The sequence below is a fragment of the Roseburia sp. MSJ-14 genome (genome assembly GCF_018918225.1).
Taxonomy (GTDB): Bacteria; Bacillota; Clostridia; order Lachnospirales; family Lachnospiraceae; genus Petralouisia.
Map to the genome: position 1 here is coordinate 21,397 of NZ_JAHLQD010000009.1, position 22,536 is coordinate 43,932.

Annotated in this window: 20 protein-coding genes; 5 read left to right on the plus strand and 15 right to left on the minus strand. The window is 37.9% G+C overall.

Translation table 11 applies throughout. The annotated features are described in order from the left end of the window. Positions 1–77: 77 nt before the first annotated feature. The 7 genes from bilS to KQI83_RS06000 all read right to left on the minus strand — a co-directional run bounded on the left by bilS (position 78) and on the right by KQI83_RS06000 (position 6,378). The gene (bilS, locus tag KQI83_RS05970; RefSeq protein ID WP_253295526.1) at positions 78–620 is read right to left on the minus strand and encodes a flavodoxin family protein BilS; all 543 of its coding nucleotides are present in this window, start codon (positions 618–620) and stop codon (positions 78–80) included. Further along, positions 604–1,365, minus strand: a complete 762-nt coding sequence (locus tag KQI83_RS05975) for a J domain-containing protein (RefSeq protein WP_216555511.1) — start codon at positions 1,363–1,365, stop codon at positions 604–606. The genes bilS and KQI83_RS05975 overlap by 17 nt, the downstream gene beginning before the upstream one ends. Positions 1,366–1,382: 17 nt before the next feature. Next, positions 1,383–2,246, minus strand: a complete 864-nt coding sequence (locus KQI83_RS05980; protein WP_216555513.1) for a DUF5685 family protein — start codon at positions 2,244–2,246, stop codon at positions 1,383–1,385. A gap of 96 nt (positions 2,247–2,342) precedes the next feature. After that, positions 2,343–4,256 (minus strand): NAD(+) synthase, encoded by a 1,914-nt coding sequence (locus KQI83_RS05985; RefSeq protein ID WP_216555516.1) that lies wholly within the window; start codon positions 4,254–4,256, stop codon positions 2,343–2,345. Further along, on the minus strand, positions 4,253–5,122 hold the full coding sequence (gene hslO, locus KQI83_RS05990) for an Hsp33 family molecular chaperone HslO (protein ID WP_216555519.1): 870 nt from the start codon (positions 5,120–5,122) through the stop codon (positions 4,253–4,255). The genes KQI83_RS05985 and hslO overlap by 4 nt, the downstream gene beginning before the upstream one ends. Further along, complete coding sequence (locus KQI83_RS05995; protein WP_216555521.1) at positions 5,115–5,873, minus strand: class I SAM-dependent DNA methyltransferase; 759 nt, start codon at positions 5,871–5,873, stop codon at positions 5,115–5,117. The genes hslO and KQI83_RS05995 overlap by 8 nt, the downstream gene beginning before the upstream one ends. Before the next feature lie 13 nt (positions 5,874–5,886). Next, positions 5,887–6,378 (minus strand): hypothetical protein, encoded by a 492-nt coding sequence (locus KQI83_RS06000; protein WP_216555524.1) that lies wholly within the window; start codon positions 6,376–6,378, stop codon positions 5,887–5,889. Positions 6,379–6,536: 158 nt separating this feature from the next. Here KQI83_RS06000 and KQI83_RS06005 point away from each other — a divergent pair, with 158 nt between their 5' ends. The 4 genes from KQI83_RS06005 (at position 6,537) to queC (ending at position 9,547) form a co-directional block, all read left to right on the plus strand. Further along, entirely contained in the window at positions 6,537–7,580 is a 1,044-nt protein-coding gene (locus KQI83_RS06005) for a DUF6709 family protein (protein ID WP_216555526.1), read from the plus strand. A 277-nt stretch (positions 7,581–7,857) separates the two neighbouring features. After that, complete coding sequence (locus tag KQI83_RS06010; RefSeq protein WP_216555529.1) at positions 7,858–8,367, plus strand: QueT transporter family protein; 510 nt, start codon at positions 7,858–7,860, stop codon at positions 8,365–8,367. After that, complete coding sequence (gene queF / locus KQI83_RS06015; protein ID WP_216555532.1) at positions 8,364–8,864, plus strand: preQ(1) synthase; 501 nt, start codon at positions 8,364–8,366, stop codon at positions 8,862–8,864. Before KQI83_RS06010 ends, queF begins: the two co-directional genes overlap by 4 nt. Continuing rightward, on the plus strand, positions 8,861–9,547 hold the full coding sequence (queC, locus tag KQI83_RS06020) for a 7-cyano-7-deazaguanine synthase QueC (RefSeq protein WP_216555533.1): 687 nt from the start codon (positions 8,861–8,863) through the stop codon (positions 9,545–9,547). Before queF ends, queC begins: the two co-directional genes overlap by 4 nt. Before the next feature lie 91 nt (positions 9,548–9,638). Here queC and KQI83_RS06025 read toward each other — a convergent pair whose 3' ends face one another. Genes KQI83_RS06025 through truA form a run of 5 tightly spaced genes read right to left on the minus strand, consistent with a single transcriptional unit; the run spans position 9,639 to position 15,321 of the window. Then, positions 9,639–10,832: a DUF1002 domain-containing protein gene (locus KQI83_RS06025; RefSeq protein ID WP_216555534.1), complete on the minus strand. Its 1,194-nt coding sequence runs from the start codon at positions 10,830–10,832 to the stop codon at positions 9,639–9,641. Then, a complete protein-coding gene (locus KQI83_RS06030) occupies positions 10,802–11,737 on the minus strand; it encodes an alpha/beta fold hydrolase (RefSeq protein ID WP_216555535.1) in 936 nt (311 codons plus the stop codon). The genes KQI83_RS06025 and KQI83_RS06030 overlap by 31 nt, the downstream gene beginning before the upstream one ends. 24 nt (positions 11,738–11,761) lie before the next feature. Further along, positions 11,762–12,745 carry a methyl-accepting chemotaxis protein gene (locus KQI83_RS06035; RefSeq protein ID WP_216555536.1) on the minus strand — a complete coding sequence of 328 codons (984 nt, stop codon included), beginning with the start codon at positions 12,743–12,745 and terminating at the stop codon, positions 11,762–11,764. 54 nt (positions 12,746–12,799) lie between these two features. After that, complete coding sequence (gene recJ, locus KQI83_RS06040) at positions 12,800–14,560, minus strand: single-stranded-DNA-specific exonuclease RecJ (RefSeq protein WP_216555537.1); 1,761 nt, start codon at positions 14,558–14,560, stop codon at positions 12,800–12,802. A 20-nt stretch (positions 14,561–14,580) separates the two neighbouring features. Then, a complete protein-coding gene (gene truA, locus KQI83_RS06045) occupies positions 14,581–15,321 on the minus strand; it encodes a tRNA pseudouridine(38-40) synthase TruA (RefSeq protein ID WP_216555540.1) in 741 nt (246 codons plus the stop codon). A gap of 125 nt (positions 15,322–15,446) precedes the next feature. On the opposite strand from truA, the gene KQI83_RS06050 reads away from it, so the two are divergent. Further along, complete coding sequence (locus KQI83_RS06050; protein WP_216555543.1) at positions 15,447–16,430, plus strand: DHH family phosphoesterase; 984 nt, start codon at positions 15,447–15,449, stop codon at positions 16,428–16,430. On the opposite strand, the gene KQI83_RS17045 is transcribed toward KQI83_RS06050, so the two are convergent. The 3 genes from KQI83_RS17045 to tig all read right to left on the minus strand — a co-directional run bounded on the left by KQI83_RS17045 (position 16,423) and on the right by tig (position 22,499). After that, a complete protein-coding gene (locus KQI83_RS17045) occupies positions 16,423–19,776 on the minus strand; it encodes a tetratricopeptide repeat-containing diguanylate cyclase (protein WP_216555544.1) in 3,354 nt (1,117 codons plus the stop codon). The genes KQI83_RS06050 and KQI83_RS17045 overlap by 8 nt on opposite strands. A gap of 174 nt (positions 19,777–19,950) precedes the next feature. After that, on the minus strand, positions 19,951–21,342 hold the full coding sequence (asnS, locus tag KQI83_RS06060; protein WP_216555546.1) for an asparagine--tRNA ligase: 1,392 nt from the start codon (positions 21,340–21,342) through the stop codon (positions 19,951–19,953). Between the two features lie 26 nt (positions 21,343–21,368). Continuing rightward, positions 21,369–22,499, minus strand: coding sequence for a trigger factor (tig, locus tag KQI83_RS06065; RefSeq protein WP_216555547.1), 1,131 nt, complete (start codon positions 22,497–22,499; stop codon positions 21,369–21,371). Positions 22,500–22,536 lie beyond the last annotated feature (37 nt).

Sequence of the window (22,536 nt, forward strand, 5' to 3'; positions counted from 1 at the left end):
TATTTGTCAACAATTATTTCCTTAACTTAACAAAAAACTCTGTACCACTTTTTATATGATACAGAGCTTTCTATTATTTATTCTATTGTCTTTTTTACAAAATTTCTTGCATTCTCAAAATCCGTCTCATTTGGATGTAACAATGCTTCATCAAAGTTCTGAAGCATTTTCTTTCTCCAAACTTCCTGCTTGGGATCTTCCATAGAAATTTCATACTTTTCCCGCACATGCATTGGCATCTTTCCCTGACACATGAACGTTCCCAAGTATTCGCAATCATCCGGTATCCAGACACTCACTTTTTGCTCTATGGACTTATAATACTCTTTATCTCCCCCAAACCCACAGGTTCCAAACAGTGCAATCTTTTTTCCGTGAAGCCCGGAAATAAAATCAATGACTGACATATCACAAGTGCCTCGGTTGGTCCAAAATCCTACGAAAAAGGTATCTGCGTCTTTTCCATTATATTCCTCTAAATCCTGCATATCCTTGGACATTCCCGGAAGTGCACTGAAAATCTCGGTAGCCACCTGCTTGGTATTTCCTGTTTTACTGGAATAAACAACCATATAATCCATACTCAAAGACCTCTCTTCTTTCCTAATAATATCTTCCATAAGGCATGCCGCCACAACACAGACCGCCGCCTCCGCAACATAGATTACAAATAAGGTTTGCAACACAAAGCTTCATGCAGAAACTTCCGCTGCCTCCCATGCTGCTTCCGTAAGTCTGACGCTGTCCCTGATACCAACTTCCACCATTTTGAAGCTGTGCATATAACTGTTGATACTCGTGATTTCCAGGCTCCATTTGTACTGCCTTTCCGGCATGTTCCATAGCCACTACGTTATTTCCCATTCCGGAATTGGCAATGGCACTTAAATAGTACCAACGTGCATCCCTCTGACTCATTCCATTCAATACATTTAATGCTTCTTTATAATATCCGCTTCGGATATAATTAGCGGCTGCCTGTTTATATGTACTATCCTCGTCCATACCACTGGTTCTACTCTGTCTTTGACCTTGACCGCCAAAGCCGCCAAAGAAATCACCAAAGCCACCGAATCCTCCAAAATCCCAGTAGCCTCCGCCTCCATACTGTGAAGACTGTCCGCCATAGCCACTTTCGCCATAACCACTCTGACCGTAACCGCTGGAAGTTCCATGCTCCTTTTCATACATAATCTGTTGATATGCCTGTTGAATTTCTTTGAATTTTTCCTCTGCCTGATCCTTATTTGGATTATTAATATTGGCATCTGGATGATATTTTCTGCTTAGTGCCCGGTATGCCTTTTTTATTTCTTCATCTGTCGCATTTCTACTTACTCCAAGCACCGCATATGGATCGTACATATTGTTTCCTTTCCGCTCTAAGCTGTTAGATTCTTGTCCATTTCTTTCTTATTTTCCTGCTGTTGGCGTTTATTTTTCACCATTTCATAACGACGCCATACACCGGAATATAAAATATTTCGCAAAATCTCTGTATTGTCTACAATGGGTAACCACTCAAATGATTTGGAACACTCTGCCATCATCATAGTCAAAATATTTCCCACTTTTTCATCAAAATCAGGTTCTTTTTCCCATTGAAAGAATGGATTGTAGTTTCCCTTTTTTCTATCCTTTTCTAAATCCTCATAGGCATCCATCAGATAAATAAACTTTCCAAGGAAAAATCCCATGCGCCGAAGTTCCTTTGCCCATTCATCTTCACGCCAGGCAAAGATTTCACTCATAATTTCTCCGAAATATCCGGCAATTTCATCAATATCCGTTGCATTCCTTTTCTCACATTCATGAATCTTTGCAAGCATCTCCTGCATAACCTCTGCCTTGTGAGGATATTCTTCTGCTATTTTCCTGCATTGCCCATACAATGTTCCTGCCATGATTCGCTTATTTACCTTGTGCTCATCCTGCCAGTCATCCATACATTTGTAATATGACAACAACAGGTTCATGTCTGCTGCATACTTTGTGAATTCATTACTTCTGGTCGGATGTTTTTCAAAAGGATGTGCAATACACTTACAGGCACTCTCTTTGGTATCTGTCTCATATAAACTGGTAAGCAGCAATATCACAAACGTCATATCATAACTTAATGTCAACTGACCTCTTTTTCCATACTGTTCCTTCAGTTTCTGACAGAACCCGCAATAATAGGATTGATACAAATCAAACTCCTTGAATTTCATTTCCTGTTTATTTACAATAATATATCCAAACATATAAAAACTCCCAAAGGATTAAATATTCTATAAGCACTATTCTAATCCTTTGGGAAAAAATTGCAATTAACAAATAGGGAAGTTTCTATTAAATCTTTATAAAATTTTCTCTAACTGTGCCAGCCATACTTGTCCACTGGCATCACTCGGCATACGCAAATCTCCTCTTGGAGAAACTGCAACGGTACCAACCTTTGGTCCGTCCGGCAGACAGGAACGCTTGAACTGTTGCGAAAAGAAACGTCTTACAAATGTTTTTAGCCATTTTAAAATAACTTCTTTTTCATAAGTACCCTCAAATGCCTTTAATGCCAGACGATAAATCTTTGCCGGTCCAAAACCGGAACGCAACATATGATATAAGAAAAAGTCATGTAGTTCATATGGTCCTACAATATCTTCTGTTTTCTGAGAAATCTTTCCTTCCTCCGGTGGAAGTAATTCCGGGCTCACCGGAGTATCTAACACATCCAGTAAAATTTTTCTTAACGTCTCTTCGTCGCAGGTATCCGCATAATACTGTACTAAATGTCGCACCAACGTCTTTGGCACAGAAACATTCACACCATACATAGACATATGGTCACCGTTATAAGTAGCCCATCCTAAGGCTAACTCAGACATATCACCGGTTCCAATTACCATTCCGTTTTCTTTATTGGCAACATCCATAAGAATCTGTGTACGCTCTCTTGCCTGTCCGTTTTCATAAGTTACATCATGACAGGTTTCTTCCTGTCCGATATCCCTAAAGTGTACACGCACAGCTTCTTTAATATCTATCTCCAAGAAATCTGCATTCAGACTCTTAATGAGATTTACTGCATTATCGTAAGTACGGTCTGTGGTTCCAAATCCCGGCATCGTTACTGCCTTAATGCCTTTACGGTCAATTCCTGCCATATCAAATGCTTTTACCGTTACCAAAAGTGCTAATGTAGAATCCAGTCCTCCGGAAATTCCAATGACCGCACATTTACATCCGGTATGCTCTAGACGCTTTTTCAATCCCATGGACTGAAGCATAAGGATTTCTTCACAACGCTTCTGTCTTTTTTCTGTTTTTCCCGGAACGAATGGAGATGGGTCAATAAAGCGTGTTAAAACCGTTTCTTCTATTTTTAATGGAAATGTAATTTCCTGATAATTTCCTGTATTGCCCTCAAACGTAGACATTCTTCTACGCTCTGCATTAATCTTTTGTACATCAATTTCAGAATACACGGATTCATTGCAAAAACGTTTTGCAGACCCTAAAATAGTTCCGTTTTCCGCTATCATGTTATGAGCAGAATATACCACATCCTGGGTAGATTCTCCTTCTCCTGCACTGGCATACACATAGCCACACAACAGTCTTGCAGACTGCCCTGCAATCAGGCTTTCCCGGTAAATGTCTTTTCCGGTAATCTCATCACTGGCTGACAAATTTACAATCAGATTTGCTCCTGCTAATGCATGAGAAATACTTGGTGGATTTGGCACCCACACGTCCTCACAGATTTCTACACCCACTTTTAATTCGGGCATAGAGTCCGGAGAAAATAGAAGATGACTTCCCATAGGCACTGTAATTTCTTCTGTTAAACGTACATTAACAGGTTCTTCCATCCCTTTAGCAAAATGTCTTGCCTCATAAAATTCATTATAATTTGGAATATGCATTTTCGGCACAAGTCCTAAAATTTTTCCCTGACACAAAGCTGCTGCCACATTGTAAAGATTACCGTTCCAGGAGATTGGCAATCCTACAAACACCAACATGTTTTTTCCATTGGTATCTGCTGCAATTTTTATCAGTTCTTCCTTGGCACTTCTTAACAATGTTTCCTGCAAAAACAAATCGCCACAGCTATAACCGGTAATACACAGTTCCGGAAAAACTACTACGACCGCTCTTTCTTCTTCTGCCTCTTTTAACTTTTGAAAAATTACCTGTCCATTATACGCAGGGTCTGCTACTTTCACTTTTGGTGTCACAGCCGCTACCTTGATATACCCGTCTCTCACTTTATAATCTCCTTTAATTCCTCTGTGCTGAATACATAATGTTTATCACAGAACTGACATTTTACCTCGATTGGTTCATTATCATCAATCATTTCCTGAATATCTTTTTTTCCAATACTTGCAATTACTCTGGTAACACGCTCTTTGGAACAGTCACAGTGATACTGTACCGGCAATGTCTCATTGATTTCAAGACCGAATTCTCCTAATATCTGCTCTAAGAGGCTTTCCGGTGTTGCTCCCTGTTCTAACAAATCTGTAACAGAAGTTACTTCCGCTACTTTTTTCTCTAATTTTTCAATGATTTCATCATCGGTAAATGGCATTAACTGAATGATAAATCCTCCTGCCTGTTTTACCGTATTATCCTTATTCATCAAAACGCCAAGTCCCACAGCGGACGGTACCTGCTCGGATGTTGCAAAATAATAGGTCAAATCATCACCGATTTCTCCTGTTTGCAACTGTACCTGTCCAATATAAGGCTCTTTCATTCCTATATCCTTAATAACACTTAATACACCAAGGTCTAAAGCTCCGCCTACATCCAGTTTTCCCTTTGCATTGGCAGGAAGTATTACATCCGGTACCTGTGGATATCCCTTGACATTTCCTTTAGAATCTGCCGTTACCGTCAATCCCTTTGCCGGACCGCTGCACATAATCTGAAGGGTTAATACATCCTTTTCTCCCTTCATCATGGCTCCCATCATAGCTCCGCCTGTCAGTAATCTTCCTAAAGCCGCTGTTATCACCGGACTGGTATTGTGGTAAATTCTTGACTGCTCTACCAAATCTCTTGATGTAATGGCAAATGCTCTAATCTGACTGTCTGCCGCTGTTGCTCTTACAATATAATCACTCATTCTTTTTTCCTTTCTCTCTGGCTATCATATAAATACGTTCACTATCCGGCTTTACACTTTCATGGGTAAAGGCATCATACGCTGCCACAAATTCCATGCCTGCCTTTTCCAATAATTTTTTTACGGTTTCTACTTCATATGCCCGCTGAAAATGTGTTTCTTCATATTTACGATATAATTCATCTTCTTCTCTTATAAAAAGTGTCAGGTCGTATTGATTTATCTGTTCTTCTTCATCATAATAGTTGTCCCAGATAAAACTTCCTTCTTCACGGTTCTCGCAAATAGTAGTTTCTCCCAGCAGTTCCTGATATTTATATATGGTGTTCATATCAAAAATAAATATTCCCCCCGGATCTAAATAGGTATTTACTCTTCGAAATACCTCCAGTAAATCTTCTTCCTCTAAAATATAATTCATAGAATCACAAATACTTACTACCGCTTTTGCTGTTCCGTATAGCTCCAGTTCCCGCATATCCTGCTGCAAATAAAGAATCTCATCTTCCTCCTGCCTGGATGCCATGGCAATCTCCAGCATTTCTTCGGAATTATCGATTCCGATCATGTCATATCCGGACTTTGCCAGCAATCGTGTCATTTTCCCGGTACCACAGCCTAATTCCAGCACAACTCCTTCGTTAATACCATATTCCCTTAACAAACCGGTGAGATAGGTATTCCATTCCTCATACGGTACGTTATCCATAAACATATCATAAACTTCTGCAAAACCTGTATATGCTTCCATGTTTGCTCCTACTCTAGTGTTTTAAGACAGTATTGGGTTCCGTTCTTCCTTCGGGACTCACTGCCTTTTTAATATTTGCAAAGGTATCTTTTCCACTAATATAATAATTCCAATTTCCCTGTTCACTTTCATATTCCAAATAAACATAATCCTTATTGGTCTGGTATACCTTCACATTAGAAATGGCACCATTTCCTCTAATGAACTTCATTTTGATACATTCGCCCTTTTTCACCCCAAATATATAAGGTTTATGCGCCTCATTACACAGATAATATTCTACCCCTTTCAGATTCTGTGCAGTAACACAGACACTTTTGCCATCAACCTCCACACGGTTATTTACTTCCGGTGACTCCATGTCATAAGACACCACCATCATATACTTCTGATATCTGTGCATTTCTACAAAACTATATACCAAAAATCCAATTCCCAATGCAAGCAAAAGAATTGTAATTACGATTACTACTGTTGCCTTGCTTATTTTCCGTTTCTTTTCCATAATCTCTTTCTCCCATTTTTTATGCCAATCCTATATGTGCCATGTAACTAATACTAACAAGTTTATCACAAAAAATCAAGTTTCCTGCCGCGAAACTCTCTTGATTATTTCTTTTAAAAACCGTATACTATGAGTATCATCAATTTAGAGGAGTATTTATGACACAAAACTACGAACATTATATTTCAAAGCATATTAAAAGCGTATATAAACGAAGACTGTTATCTCCTATTATTTATCTGGTGATTTTGCTTATTCTTTGGATTATTTTACCTTTGCAACATCTTTTATTTCCACAAAAGATTAGCAGTGTTTCCGACTTAAGCAAGTATCAACGCCAACGAGATTCTTACGTTCAGACTACGTTAAAAGATTTATATTTTACCGGATATACCAACACCTTGCTTGGGCAAAAAACAGGATACTATTATTACACTATGTGGGATGACAAATGTGTTGTTGTACTGTTGTCTCCGAAAACCTGTGAAGATGGACTTCCTACCATAAAATCCGCACACATTCGCGGACGTGTGATTTCAGGAAATAAGGCTTTTAACACCTTATTGGATTCTCTGGCAAAGGATTTAGACTGGACTTCCAAAGGAATTTCCGGGAAAATCAGTCCGTATCTCATCAGCGAACCGGCTTTTAAATCTCTTTCCAGTACCATACTGATGGTTGTTTATTTTGCAACCGGCATTTATGCACTGATTCGTTTGATTGCAGATACCTTGTATATCTTTTTCCCTGTACTGACTCCTGCCTGCCGTCAGCTCTCCCGCTTTGGTAAGCCTTCGGTACTTTTAGCTCAGGCAGAGGAAGAACTTGCTACCTTACCTCAGTTAGCAACAGAGGATATGTTTATTACAGAACATTATTTTATTGAGCTTGCCAATTATGGCATTGCCATTGTTCCAATTCAGGAAATGATTTGGATATATAAGCATTCCACCTTGCATAAGTTCCTGTGGTATCACTTTAGTATTTCTTACACACTGCATATTACAGCCAATAAATATCTGTACATTCAGTGTCCGAAAAATATAAAGTCCGATATTGACGGTATTATGGATTATCTGGCTGAGGCCAACCATGATATTCTGGTGGGATTTAACGAAGAGAACCGTTTAAAGGTTCAGGAATTGCAAAATCATGGTTTGCAGTTCGATAAGTTCATTGCTTTCTTAAAACGAAGAATTTAACAGCATCCCGTAAGTGTTTTCATACGCTTACGGGTCTTTTTTATGCAATAGGAAATTGCGTCCTATTGCATAAAAAACGTTCTATCATAGAAAAAGTAAAAAATTTTTCTCTTGCTTTTCCCCAACGATTATTTTATAATGCAGTAGCAAACCTTTTAATGTGGACAGTTCGGAACCATCCTGTCCGAATCGTATAAGACATTTATATGATTCAAATCAAAACTAGGGACGAGACTTGTAACTTATTGTATCGTTGTGAAACATTGGAGGTGGACATATGAATAAAAAAGATTTCAGTAAAACACAAAAGCTTACAATATCCGCTATGGTTATGGCACTTTATATTGTAGCACTTTATTTTACGCAAAGTTTTTCTTTTGGCGCATATCAAATTCGAATTGCAACATCTATGTATGCGTTATCTTATTTTTGTCCGTTCTTAGTTTTTCCCCTTGGGCTTGCAAACTTTATCGCGAACACACTTTTTGGTGGTCTGGGACTTCCCGACATGATTGGTGGCTGTCTGGTAGGCATTGTTACATCCGGTATTATCGTTCTTATACGAAAATTCCATTTGCCTAAATTCCTGATTGTATTACCGATTACTTTTGTTCCGGGGCTTTGTGTTCCAATCTGGCTTTCATACCTTTTGCATCTTCCTTATGGTGCACTTGCCGTAAGTTTATGCATCGGTCAGATTGTACCTGCAATTTGCGGAACCGCAATTGTTTTATTATTTGAAAAACGGTTTTTTAAATTAACACAGCAAGGAGAGTCTATGGTATGAGCAGTGGAAGAAACAAAGAAGAACTGGAACATGTGACAATGCTTGGAAATCAAAAAGTAAAGTATCCCGATGATTATGCACCGGAAGTTTTGGAATGGTTTCCCAACAAACATCCAGACAATGACTATTTTGTAAAGTTTAATTGCCCGGAATTCACCAGTCTTTGTCCGATTACAGGACAACCTGACTTTGCTACTATCTATATTTCCTATATTCCGGGAGAAAAAATGGTAGAAAGTAAATCCTTAAAACTGTATTTATTCAGCTTCCGTAACCATGGAGATTTTCATGAGGATTGCGTAAATATCATTATGAAGGACTTAATTAAGCTTATGCAGCCTAAATACATAGAAGTGTGGGGCAAATTCACTCCAAGAGGAGGAATTTCCATTGACCCTTACTGCAATTACGGAAAACCTGATACGAAATGGGAAGAAATGGCTTTCAAGCGTCTGAGTGAACACGATATGTACCCGGAGAAGGTGGATAACCGATGAAAGAAAAAGCTCTGGTATTATTCAGTGGCGGAGTGGACAGTACCACTTGTCTTGCCCTTGCCATAGAACGTTTTGGAAAGGAAAATGTAGAACCCTTAAGTATCTTCTATGGTCAAAAACATAAAAAAGAAATAGAAGCCGCGAAAAAAATTCTTTCCTTTTATGGAATTAGCGGTATGGAACTTGACTTATCCGCTATGTTTGATTTTAGTGACTGCTCCTTACTCTCTCACTCAGCCATTGAGATTCCCCAGGAATCCTATGAGGAGCAGTTAAAAAGCACTAACGGAAAGCCCGTATCTACTTATGTACCATTTCGAAATGGCTTGTTTCTTTCCGCTGCGGCAAGCATTGGACTGGCAAAGCACTGTTCTTACATTTATTATGGTGCTCATAGAGATGACGCTGCCGGAAATGCTTATCCGGATTGTAGTGAAGACTTTTTCGCCGCTATGAACCATGCAGTATGGGAAGGCTCCGGAAAGCAGATTCAATTACTTGCTCCGTTTATTGCAAAAAACAAAGCTCAAATTGTAAAAGAAGGCCTTCGTTTGCAGGTTCCTTATGAACTGACCTGGAGTTGCTATGCCGGTGGCGAACATCCTTGCGGTGTCTGTGGTACTTGCATTGACCGTAAACGTGCCTTTGCATTAAATGGCGTAACAGACCCGGCATTATACTAATATAATGCAATAGGAAATTGCGTCCTATTGCATAAAAAATCCCAGTAGAATAAATACTTCTACTGGGATTTTTTATAGACTTACTTCTTTTCTAAAACAAATTTTTAAAGAAATCAATAATGGACTGGAAGAAAGCTACAATTTTATCCCATAATCCTTCTGCATCCATATCTGCCAACTTATCATACAAAGACTGTGCCTGACTTTTAATGGTATCTAAGTCCAAGTCCAAATCTTTAATCTTCATTAGCAAAGTGGTTAACTGGTCTATTTCATCCTGATTTAATGTAATGTCAAACTTATCACAGGCTTTTTTGATTGCCTTTTGAATATCTTCTTTGGAATCTAATCCGTTTTCAATGATATCCTGCTTTAAGTATGCCAAAAGTTCCTCTGCTTTTTCAGAGTCTCCCACAATCTGAGCAATATCACCTGTTACAACCAACTCGTTTAGTGCCGCATCCATACTCTCTTCCGACACTTCTTCTCCCGTCATAACAGAATATGCCTTTAACGCTCCTACCAATGCTGCTGTACCTGAAATCGGTGTTGGACCTGCAACGATAATATCTGCATCTGTAATACCGGCAGTAATTAACGCATTTTTATACATTCCTATGGTACAATAAGAAATATTCTTTGTAGTAATGTTAATTCCATGTCCCTCTTCCCTTTTTACTACTAATACAGAGGAAAGAGATCTTGTTCCGATTTTATCCGAAGAAACATATTTTCCCAAATACTGATGTTCCTCGTCATTGGTAACATATATCACATCATAATCACTTAATTCTTCCGGCTTAATGCCTAACAGTTCCAAGACTGTTGCCTGCTGTTCTGCTGTCAAATTGGCGCCCAATGCAAGATATGGCTTATCCTCTTTTGTAATAGGTTCTGTTACTTCGCCCTTTTCTTCCATTGCTCCTGTATCTATCGGTGTTTCTGTATTGGCATCGGTACTTGTATTCTGCTCTGTGTTTGTGCCTTGCTCTTTAGAATTACTATCAACTTTGTCTGCACTTTCTGCATCAGTACTATTTGTGGTATTCTCGGTACTTTCTGCATTATTGGTTGTTTCTGCTTCCTTGTTGTTTTCTTGTACTTCGGTAGTTTCCTGTGTCTCCTGACTCTCCTGTGTCTCTGTTGCCTGTGCCGCTTTTACTGTACTTGGTGTTGTAAGTAATACGGTTCCTGCCAGACATAGGCTCATAGCCTGTTTGATGTGTTTTTTCATGTTGTCCTCGCTTTCTGTCTCTATACTAATTCCATGCGCACCTTTATCCATGCATAAATATCTTCATATACCTTTTCTCGATCTGTTTCATTTAAAATTTCATGACGGTCTGTAGGATAAAGTTTCCATGTAATATCTTCTATTCCGGCTTTTTCATATGTTTCATAAGCCTCTTTTACCCCTTCGCCATAATTTCCTACCGGATCATCCTCACCTGCCACCAAAAACAGTGGAAGTTCTTTTGGTATTGCATTTATATGCTCTGGCTGATTGATATAATATATGGTATCAAAAAGGTTGTAAAATCCGTTCAAAGTAAAGATAAAACTACACTTTGCTTCACTGTTATAAGCCTCTACAATTTTTCTATCCTTAGTAAGCCATGCGCCTCCCCCTTCTGATTCAAATCGTTTATTATTTTCAGAAAAGGCTAAATTATTTACGAACTTACTTCGATGATTCCATCCCCTGAAAAAGGCTAACACTTTGCATACTCTTTTTCCAAATTTTACTCTTTTATCCGGCTGGCTTCCCGTTCCCATAATAATTGCCCCACGAAGATTTTCTCCATACTTAGACAAATACTTTCTTAACAAAAAGGATCCCATACTGTGTCCCAACATGAAATATGGTACCCCTGCATATTCTTTTTGTGTCATGGTACGAAGTTTATTCATATCTTCTACCAAGATGTCACTGCCATTTTTAGGTGCAAAATATCCCCAGTATTCAGAAGACACCACTGAATCTCCGTGTCCCAAATGATCATGACCTACTACTACAAATCCCTTCTGAGTCATGAACTGGGCAAAGGCATCATAACGTTCAATGTATTCTACCATTCCATGTGCAATCTGCAAAACGCCGACTACTTCTTTCGTATCTGGTTCCCACTTTACGGCATGAATCTTGGTTCCTTTATCGGCGGATAAAAATTCAAATGTACTCTTCTTCATATTTTTCTCCTGTCCTTTCCCAATTTATCTTCCTGCTGCTTCTAATTTTGCTGCTTTTATCTGTTCTCGAATCTCCTGCTGACCGTCCTTTAGCTGTTCTAATGCATCCTGTTGTTTCATAAAACTTTCTCCGGCCTGTTCCATAGCATCTGTTGCTAACGCATATTGTTTTACCAGCTCTTCTTCTTTTTCAACCGTTCCTGTTAATTCTTCCTGTAACTTCTTCACTTGTGGACTAAAGTTCTGTATGTCTGAATGCTCCATTCGATAGAGACTATCGGAAAATTCTTTGGTACTCTTTCCCATACGAACATTGTTATCCTTCAATAACCCATTCAAATGTGTTACCTGGGCTTTTGTCTCTTCTAACTTTTCATTTATGGTTTCTATCGCCTTTTGAAAAGAACCTGTAATCTGCTGATACTGACCTGCTAACTCACGCACATCTTCTGCTGCTGCCACAAATTCTCTTCCGCTCTCTCCCATACGTCCTGCCTCAATTGCAGCATTTAAGGAAAGAACTCCCATCTGTTTTCCCATATCTTCTAATTCTGCCATATGGGATGTAATTTCTTGCATTTCTTCCTGCAACTCTGATGATACTTTACTTAAAAATTCTGCCGGTGCAGTAAAATGCTTATTCTGCTCCACCGTTTCTAACATATTCTCCTGTTGTTGCTTTAACTCCTCTACGATTTTCCAATAACAATCTTCTGATTGCTCTAATCCACCGGAAATTCTCTCCACAACTTCCTGAATATGATGATTCTTCTGTCTTTGTTCTTCTGTATGGTCTGCCGCACAATTTACTGCATCTATTACTCTTGTTAATTGCCGGTCCATCTTTTCCTGGCTTTTCTTCAAAGTGTCCAGTCTCTCATCTGTATCGCTTTGTTTCTGGGTAATATCTGCAAATACTTGTGAATAACGATCCAGCATTACTTGCCTTGCTAATAATTCTTTTTCTAATTCTTTGGATTCACCCTGTTTCTTTCGTCCACCAAACATCTCTCCTGCCCCTTTCTGCAATCTTCCTTTAAGTATAACACCATTGCCCTTATATCAGCAATAATTCTTCACAATTATTTGTAAACTTTCTCTTCCATTATATTCATTTACTTCCGGATAATACACAAAGGATGCCAGCATCATTCTGCCATTTCCGTGAAGTGTTTGCTCTAATGCCTGTTCTCCGTACTTTTCCTTATAAAAAGCTAACATTTCCTGTATATTTCCGAAATACACCGCTTCCATTCTGGTTCCCGCTTGACTTTCCACTTGCATTTTACATACATTCTGATTCTTTCCTATAATTCGCATAGATAATAGCCGAATATTTTTATCTGCAAATACCGGTTTTTCGTTGGACTTTCCAAAAGGCTCTAGGCATTTTAACTCCTCTATCAATCCTTTGGATATGTAATCCAGTGGCATAGGCACATCAATCATAATCTTAGGCAACAAATCTTCTTCTGTAAGTGTTGTATTTTCATTCATCTGCTGCCGAAAAATATCTACGTTTTCTTCCGGCATGGAAAGTCCGGCTGCCATAGGATGTCCGCCAAATTTTGTAAACAAATGACTGCACTTTACCATTTCATCATACATGGAATAACTTTCAATGGAACGCCCGGAGCCCTTCACCCCTTCTTCTCCCCTGGTAAGTACAAATACCGGACGATGATACCGCTCTCGAATTCTTCCTGCTATAATTCCGGCTAAGCTCTCATGACACTCCGGTAAATAAATCACCAATACTTTATCCTTTTTTAATTCTGTTTCTTCTACTAATGCCTTTGCCTGTTCAACACCTGCTTCTGTTAATTCTTTTCTGCTGGCATTCAAATCATACAGGTCGGTTGCACAACTTGCAGCCTCTGCCTCATTTCTTGCCAATAAAAGCTCCAATGCACGCTTTGCAGTATCTAATCGTCCGCTGGCATTCAGACAAGGTCCTAGTACAAATCCAATGTGATAGGACTTAAGTGTTCCCATAGGAATATTATTTTTTGCCGCCAATGCACGCATTCCACAATTTGTAGTATGATTTAACTTCTTCAATCCCTCTTTTACCAGAATACGATTCTCTCCTGTCAAATCCATTACATCGCCCACGGTAGCAAATGCTGCATTTTCCAAAAATTCCATTGCTTTTGCAGCCTCTATTCCCATCGCCGGATAAAGCACCTGTATTAGTTTGAATACTACTGCTGCACCACACAATCCTTTATTGGGATATGGACAATCTTCCTGTTTTGGATTTACAATGGCATCTGCCGGCGGAAGCAAATATTTCTTTTCACCATTTTCTTCCTGATACGGCACCTCATGATGGTCTGTTACAATCACAGTCATGTTTAATTGTTTTGCCAGCTCTAATGCCTCTGTTGCCGCAATACCGTTATCGCAGGTCAATATGGTATTTACTTCATCTTCCTTTGCCTGCTCTATCAGTCGGTTATTTACACCATATCCATCTGCGATTCGATCCGGTATGGCATAATCTACGATTGCTCCACATTTTTTTAATCCGGAATACAAAATGTAAACAGACTGCACACCATCGATATCATAATCTCCGATAATTCTAATTTTCTTTTGGTTCTCTATTTTCTCCTTTAAAATAGAAACTGCCTTTTTTACGTCTTTTAATTCTTCCGGTGGATATAAATCATCAATGGTTCCATTCAAATATTTATCGATTTCCCCTTCGTCTGTAATATCCCTGTTTCGTATGATTCGAGCTGTTACCTGATCAATCCCAAAACGCTTGGAAAGCTCTTTAAAGTCCGCTCTTTTTGTTGCAACATACCACTTTTCCATTTCTGTTTCTTCCTATTCTGTCAATATTCTACGCTCCACAAGGTTAATCCCTTTGAGGGCATGGTAATCCCTGCATTTTCTCTTTTCTTTGTATCTAAAATTACCGGTATTTCTTCCGGTTTTCGTGTTCCCTGTCCCACTTCCGTCAACGTTCCTACGATAATACGCACCATATTATGTAAAAAGCCATTTCCTGTTACCCGAATATCTACCTCTTCTTTTTCTTTTATAATCTCAATCTGATAAATGGTTCGTACCGTAGACTTCTTTTTCCCAGGATTTGTACAAAACGCAGCAAAATCATGGGTTCCTGTCAGATATTTGGCTGCCTGTCTCATAGCCTCTATATCCAGTGGTTTTTCTATGGTATACATCCACTTTCGTTCAAATACATTGGGCATACTGCTGTTAAAAATCCGATATACATATGTCTTTCGTACTGCCGACAATCTGGCATGAAACCGCTCCGGTGCCTCTTCCATTGCCACAACTCCGATGTCTTCCGGTAAATAGTGATTCACATACCCCAGTATTTCGGCAATAGACATATCCACAGACAAATGCACACTTGCCGTCTGTCCTACCGCATGAACCCCTGCATCCGTTCTGCCGGAGCCCTGTAATTCCACCGGCTTTCCTTCTAGTTTTGAAAAGACATCATTTAACTTTCCCTGTATGGTAATATCTGTGCTTTTCTGACTTTGCCAACCTTTGTATCGTGTACCATCGTACTGTATGGTTAATTTATAATTTTGATTCACGTTCTGTCTCCTGTGCTATCAAATCATGTATTTTATTCCTCTTGCATGATAGCAAAATATAATGACTTTTTCAAGGAACTATGATAACATGGTGTTAATTATACATTACAGAAACGGGGTATTTTATGAATCCGCTAACATTGATTTCCATTTTAAAAAATCATACAGTTTTTATCCAGGCACACAATTTTCCGGACCCGGATGCCATTTCCAGTGCTTTCGGATTACAGCAGTTTTTGGCTTATTACGGCATTGAGTCTTCTCTTTGCTATGATGGACGAATTGACCGTCTAAGTTCTAAAAAAATGCTAGATACTTTTGGAATCACTATGTTTTCCAAGGAAGAACTGTCTCATATGAAGGAATCTGACTTTATTATTTTAGTGGATTCTCAGAAAAAGAACGGTAATGTTACCGATTTTATTGGGGATGAAGTGGCATGTATCGATCACCACCCTACTTATTTTCCATATCATTATGAATACAGCGATATTCAACCGGTAGGAGCCTGTGCCTCTATCATTGCTTCTTACTATGCCAGTACCGATACTCCTATTTCTCCCAAATGTGCCGCAGCTTTAGCCTACGGTATCAAAATGGATACTGCTGATTTTACCCGTGGCACTACTCGTCTTGACACCGATATGCTGGCTTTTCTATTCCCCAAGTCTGACTGGAGTCTGGTTACTTATATGTATTCCAATACTATGGAATTTGACGATCTACGAGCCTATGGTGCTGCCATTCAAAATATCTGTATCTATGACCGTACCGGATTTGCTTATATTCCATTTAACTGTGCTCAGGCATTAATTGCGATTATTTCTGATTTTATTCTTTCTTTAGATGTGGTAGATATTGCAATCGTATATGCAATGCAGACAGACGGTATTCGTTTTTCCATCCGTAGTGAAGAAACCCGTATCCATGCAGGTACGTTAATTTCCCGTACTTTGAATGGTCTTGGTAGTGGTGGTGGACATCCCAGTATGTCCGGTGGAATTATTCCCAAAGACAATATTAAGCTTCTGGGAGAAAATCTCCACAACCGCATCCATGCTCTATTTATGAATGCCATTGCGGAGACTTTAAAAAATACTCCTAATTAATTTCATCTGCGAAACGATAATTATTTTTTGTCGTTCGCTTTATATCATACAAGGCTTTATCTGCTTCCTTGATGATATCCCCAAATTCCTGCTTTTCACGAATGTTTTCTCTTAATACAATTCCCATGGAGCAGGAAACTTTTTTATTTTCCGGAATTACAACTTCTTCTCCTAAGAATTCTTCAATCATCGGAATAAAGTATTGTGCTTCCTTAATTTTTTCCATGATTTGTGTTGCTGTCTTTTGTGCCGTTTCTCGCTGCGCGCTCATGATAGTTACCAAAAATTCATCCCCACCAAATCTTGTGGCAAATCCATTATTGCGGGAAATTTTCTTTAAAATAATTGCGATTTCTTTTAGCACAATATCTCCTACATCATGTCCGAAGGTATCGTTATAATACTTGAAATTATCCAAATCCAAATATATCAATGCCATATCCATGCTGCATTTTTCTTTTAGACTGCGCTCCAACATGGTCTCCACATTCCGGAAAAATCCATCCCGGTTATATAATCCGGTTAAGAAATCCGTAACCGCAGAACGTTCTAACTTGGCATTGATTTTTTGAATTTTTCTGTCATTTTCCAATTTTGCCAACGCATCCAAAAGCTGTTGGAACACCAGCGTAAACATATTATAGTCACTTTCATCTAACATATAACGGTTAATTGGGGAACTCCAGTTGTCCTTCATCAATATGTAGGAAACAAAAATACTATCTAACTTCTCATTCGCATAAAACGGTGTACACAGCATAGAGCATACTTTACTTGCTCCAAACAGTGAAATCACACGATGATATTCATTGTAATTTGCCTGAAGTTTGGACGTAACAAATCCACTTCTATGCTTTGAAAAATATTCTTCTAAGATTGGAATCATTTCATCACTTAACGGAATTGGTGTGTTCTTGTATAAAATCTGTGGTTTTCCATTGTAATACTTAATAAAAATAATTCCATCTAAGTTTGCATTAATTGAAAATACACTCAGCGCATTGTCTACTAATGTGTCTCTTTCTTTTCCATCAATGGCAATGATTTTCTGCCAGATTGTCAAAAACTGCATCTGCTTTTTCAAATCCTGATAATCACGCAAGATTCCTGCCTGTTTGATAATTTGCGTAATTTCTTCCATGGTAAGCCTTTGCAATCGTAAGTCATAGCGATTTGCAATACTGTTTTGTCCTTCTAACAAGTTTTGAAGCTGTATTGCCTTCTGCACATTTTTGTGTACTCTTGCATATTCAAGTGCCAATCCCAGTTCTTTTTCCGCAAGGTCTTTTCTTTCCATCTTGTAGAAAAGATTTGCCTTTGCCGTATGATATTGCACATAACTGAAAAACTGAAATCCCTTGGATCTTTCTACATACAGATTTGCTAAATCAAAGTTTTTTAACGCTTCTTCATAATGCTCTTCTTCGGTATCAATCAATCCTTCTACATAAAAGCTCAAGAAAATATCATCATCACACAAAGTATACGATGGGTCTAAATTATCTTTTATTTCCTTCTGATTCTTTTCTAATATATGGCTTAAAAACTGTTTGTTGCTCTTTAAATACATCTTTGCATTGTATACCATATTTAATTTAAAGCTGCACAATGCCAACAAGCCAAACAGTTTTGAAATATTACAGATACGAAGGTCATTTAATTTTTTCTTGCGTACAATCTTTAAACACAATGTCAAATAAGTGTATGCAGACTCAAAGTCCTCTGCCAAAATACAATTTAACGCCAGATTATAAAAAGTTTCTCCCATATAATCTACTCGTTCAAGGTCATAAAATAACTTCAATGCCTTGTTATAACATTCATTGGCTTTTTCGTACTTTTCTGTGGCACAACAGTTATATCCTAATCCGTTATAAATATTTGCCATGGCAAAAGAATCACTGTCTTTGATTAAATCTTTCCATTTATAATAGTAATAATCTGATATTTCAAATAATCCGTGTACAGACGCAATCATAATATTCTTACGATATGCCTCTACCATCAGATACTGGTTATCTATTTTTTCTGCAAGTTCTAATCCCTTTGCATAATGTACCAATCGTTCTTCAATTCCGGTAATTCCCTGAAAAAGTTCTTTGGAATTATCATAAGCAAACACATAAGTATATGCTAAATGATTCCAATGTTCATACTTTTCGGCTCTCTCCAAAAAACCTGGATTGATTTCTACATCATTTACACAGAACAAAATGTTATGCCAGCCTGACATTCGCGCCATAACCTCTAGCATTTCTGCCTTAAAACTATAAAAATCACTTTTCATGGTTTGGGCTATTGCCTCACATTTTTTTGCACAGGAAATGGCTTCTTTTAAATTACCGCTATACATCTGCGTAACCCCCAGCAGATAGTAATAAAGATATTGACCTTCCTGTTGTTCTTTTTGCCATTCCACACTTTGTAAATTTTCACATACCATTAAAGCATTTGGTATGTCATCCGACAAGATGCAGACTCTGGCATATAATTCTAATACCTGAAACTTATCTGTTTCTTTTAGATACAGATTTTCCATTTCCAGCTTATGGTAAATAATCTTCAAATAATACTTTGCCTGCTCTAAATCCAAAGTTTCATACATATTATGAAGATACTTCAAATACCGGGTAATATGAGCTGATTCAAAATGAAAGACGGCTGCTTCCTCTTCTGTTTCTCCCGGATTCATCATCATTTCTCCATTAATAATGCATCCGTTTTCTTCTAATACTTCTATATACTCATTCCAAATTTGCGCTATATGCGTAGGAACTGTATGAAGACTATTATATGCTAATAACACACAGAAGTTTTCTGTATCTTCGTAATGCAAAAGTTGTTTCATCAAATACACCGTTGCCCCGCCTGCTAAATGAAATCCATTCAATACTAACAAAAACGGTCGTTTACGAGAACAATAAATCATTGCGTTAATCAAAGAGTCTATCATACGCTTCTGCTCATAAGTTACTTCGCTTAACAGAATCTCTTCTTTTCTTCTGCAAATTCCTTCTGTCATATAAGAACGGAATAGTTCCCACTGTTGGCTGTACACACCACATTCCTCTAAAAATTGTTCTATGGGCATTTCTCGGTTTTGCTGATAAAGCTCTTTTATCAGGCTTAGAAATGGCTCATATGCATCTGGCATTTCTTTTTCATAAAAGCTGTGGTAAAACACATCAATGTCCGGGTATTGATTTCTTATCTGTTCAATATCTTCTGATGGGATATCGAATCTGTTATAGTGTTTAATTACAAGATAGTTGTTTCTCTTTCTCCCAATACCGGAAATCAATGTGTGTATAAAACTATATACATATTTCAGATATCTCTCACGCACACTGCTTTCTCCTTCACCTTTTACTCTTCTTTATCAATTTTCCCCTAATAATATTATAGCTTGATGTGAAAAAGCATTGTGTTGTTTTTTTGTGTTATTATGTTGTTTTTTTATGAATTTGTGAATTTAGTACCAAAAAAGAGTCCCCTTAGGGACCCTTTCTTTCTGTATTTTCTATAATTCGCAGTTATTTACTGTTCTTGGAAATGGAATTACGTCACGGATATTTCCCATTCCTGTTAAATACATAACGCAACGTTCAAATCCAAGACCAAATCCTGCATGTCTTGCACTTCCGTACTTTCTAAGGTCTAAATAGAAGTCATAGTCTTCTTTTTTCAGTCCTAATTCATCCATTCTCTGGCACAATTTATCGTAATCATCTTCTCTTTGGCTTCCACCGATAATCTCACCGATTCCAGGTACCAGACAGTCTACGGCTGCTACTGTTTTTCCATCCGGATTCAATTTCATATAGAATGCTTTGATATCCTTTGGATAATCAGTTACAAATACCGGTCTCTTATAAATCTCTTCTGTCAGATAACGTTCATGCTCTGTCTGTAAATCACAGCCCCAGCTTACCTTATAATCAAACTTATCGTTATGTTTTTCTAAGATTTCCACTGCTTCTGTATAAGTAACACGGGCAAACTCAGAATTAACTACATGATTTAAACGCTCTAACAATCCCTTGTCTACAAAGTTATTAAAGAATTTCATTTCTTCCGGTGCATGCTCTAATACATAAGAAATTACATATTTTAACATACTTTCTGCCAATATCATATCGTCCTCTAAGTCTGCAAATGCAATTTCAGGCTCAATCATCCAGAACTCTGCTGCATGTCTGGTTGTATTGGAATTCTCCGCACGGAAAGTCGGTCCAAACGTATAGATATTTTTAAATGCCATAGCATAAGTCTCACCATTTAACTGACCGCTTACGGTAAGATTAGTTGGCTTATTAAAGAAGTCCTGACTATAATCTACGGAACCATCGTCATTCTTTGGAATATCTTTTAAGTCCAATGTAGTAACCTGGAACATTTCTCCTGCACCTTCGCAGTCACTTCCGGTAATCAATGGTGTATGCACATAAACAAAATCTCTCTCCTGAAAGAATTTATGAATTGCATAGGCAATCAAAGAACGTACTCTGAAAACAGCTTCAAAAGTATTGGTGCGTGGTCTTAAATGAGATACTGTTCTTAAATATTCAAAGCTATGTCTCTTTTTCTGCAATGGGTAGTCCGGAGTTGACTGACCCTCAATCTGCACCTCATCTGCCTGAATTTCAAATGGCTGTTTTGCATCCGGAGTTGCTACTAATTTTCCTTTTACGATGATTGCCGCACCTACGTTTAACTTTTCAACTTCTGCAAAGTTTTCCAGTCCGTCATGATATACTACCTGCAATGGTTCAAAAAAGGTACCATCATTTACTACAATAAAACCAAAGTTCTTAGAATTACGAATGCTTCTAACCCATCCGCCAATCTGAATGTTCTGGTCTAAATATTTTTCCTTTTCCCGATATAAGTCTCTGATATTAATCAATTCCATAACTTTTCTCCTATTCTTCCTATTATTTATTCTGTAACAGTATTTCCGTAAGTTACCACTGCTTTTTCTGTAATCAAATCCATTGCCTTATTATTACGATAGATGTTTTTTACATAATCTTCGCCATATTCATCCATCAATGCATTTTCATCTGCATAATTTCCGTTACTGATAATATTATTGATATACTCTTTATATCCGTCTTCGTCTACTTCAATTCCTTCTTTATCTGCAATTGCTGTAAGAATCAGTTCTACTTCCAGATTCTTCTGCATATAATCGTTTACTTCTGTATCAAATTCTTCCTGTGTCTCATTCATAGAGGATAAATAATCTTCTACACTCATGTTATATTTATCCTTCAAAGTCTTTTCCATTTCGTCCTTATAATCCTTGACTCTCTGGTCTAATACTCCGTCCGGAAGACTGTTTACCGTACATACTTCCTGTAATTTTTCCAAAATCGCACTCTGAGTATCTGTCTCTTTTGTAGATTCGTTACTCTTTGTCAACTGTTCCTTAACTCCGTCTTTTAATGCCTGTACTGTCTCATAACCCTGACTGCTAAAGTTATCAGCCACATACTGGTCTGTTATATTATCATAATTAATATCTTGTTTTGTTACAATTTTATTGATTGTTACGTTAAATACTACTGCCTGTCCCGCAAGCTCTGTACTCTGATAATTTTCCGGGAAGGTCAAATTCAAAGAAACCGTATCTCCTACATTGGCACCAATGAGTCCGGATTCAAATCCGTCAATAAACTTATTAGATCCTATTTCAAGAACCGTTCCCTTCGCTGTTCCGCCGTCAAATGCTACTCCGTCTTTTAATCCTTCATAGTCGATATTTACAAAATCACCATTTTCTACGGTTGTTTTATCGGTATCTTCGTATGCAGGGTAAGAAGCTATCAATGTTTCTATCTTGCTCTTTACATCATCATCTGTTACTTCATAATTAGAATCCAGTGCCACCTGCATTCCTAAATAATCTCCTAATGTTACATAATCAGAGGCATTATAATCTATACTGACTGTTGATTTACTTTCCTTCTTATCACTCTTTTTATCGTTTTTCTTGTCACTTCCACAGCCGCCCAGCATAGAAACTGCACAAACTGCTGCTAATAGTACTACTAATTTCTTCTTCATTTTTATTTACCTTTCTATTCTAGTCTAGTTTCCAGAA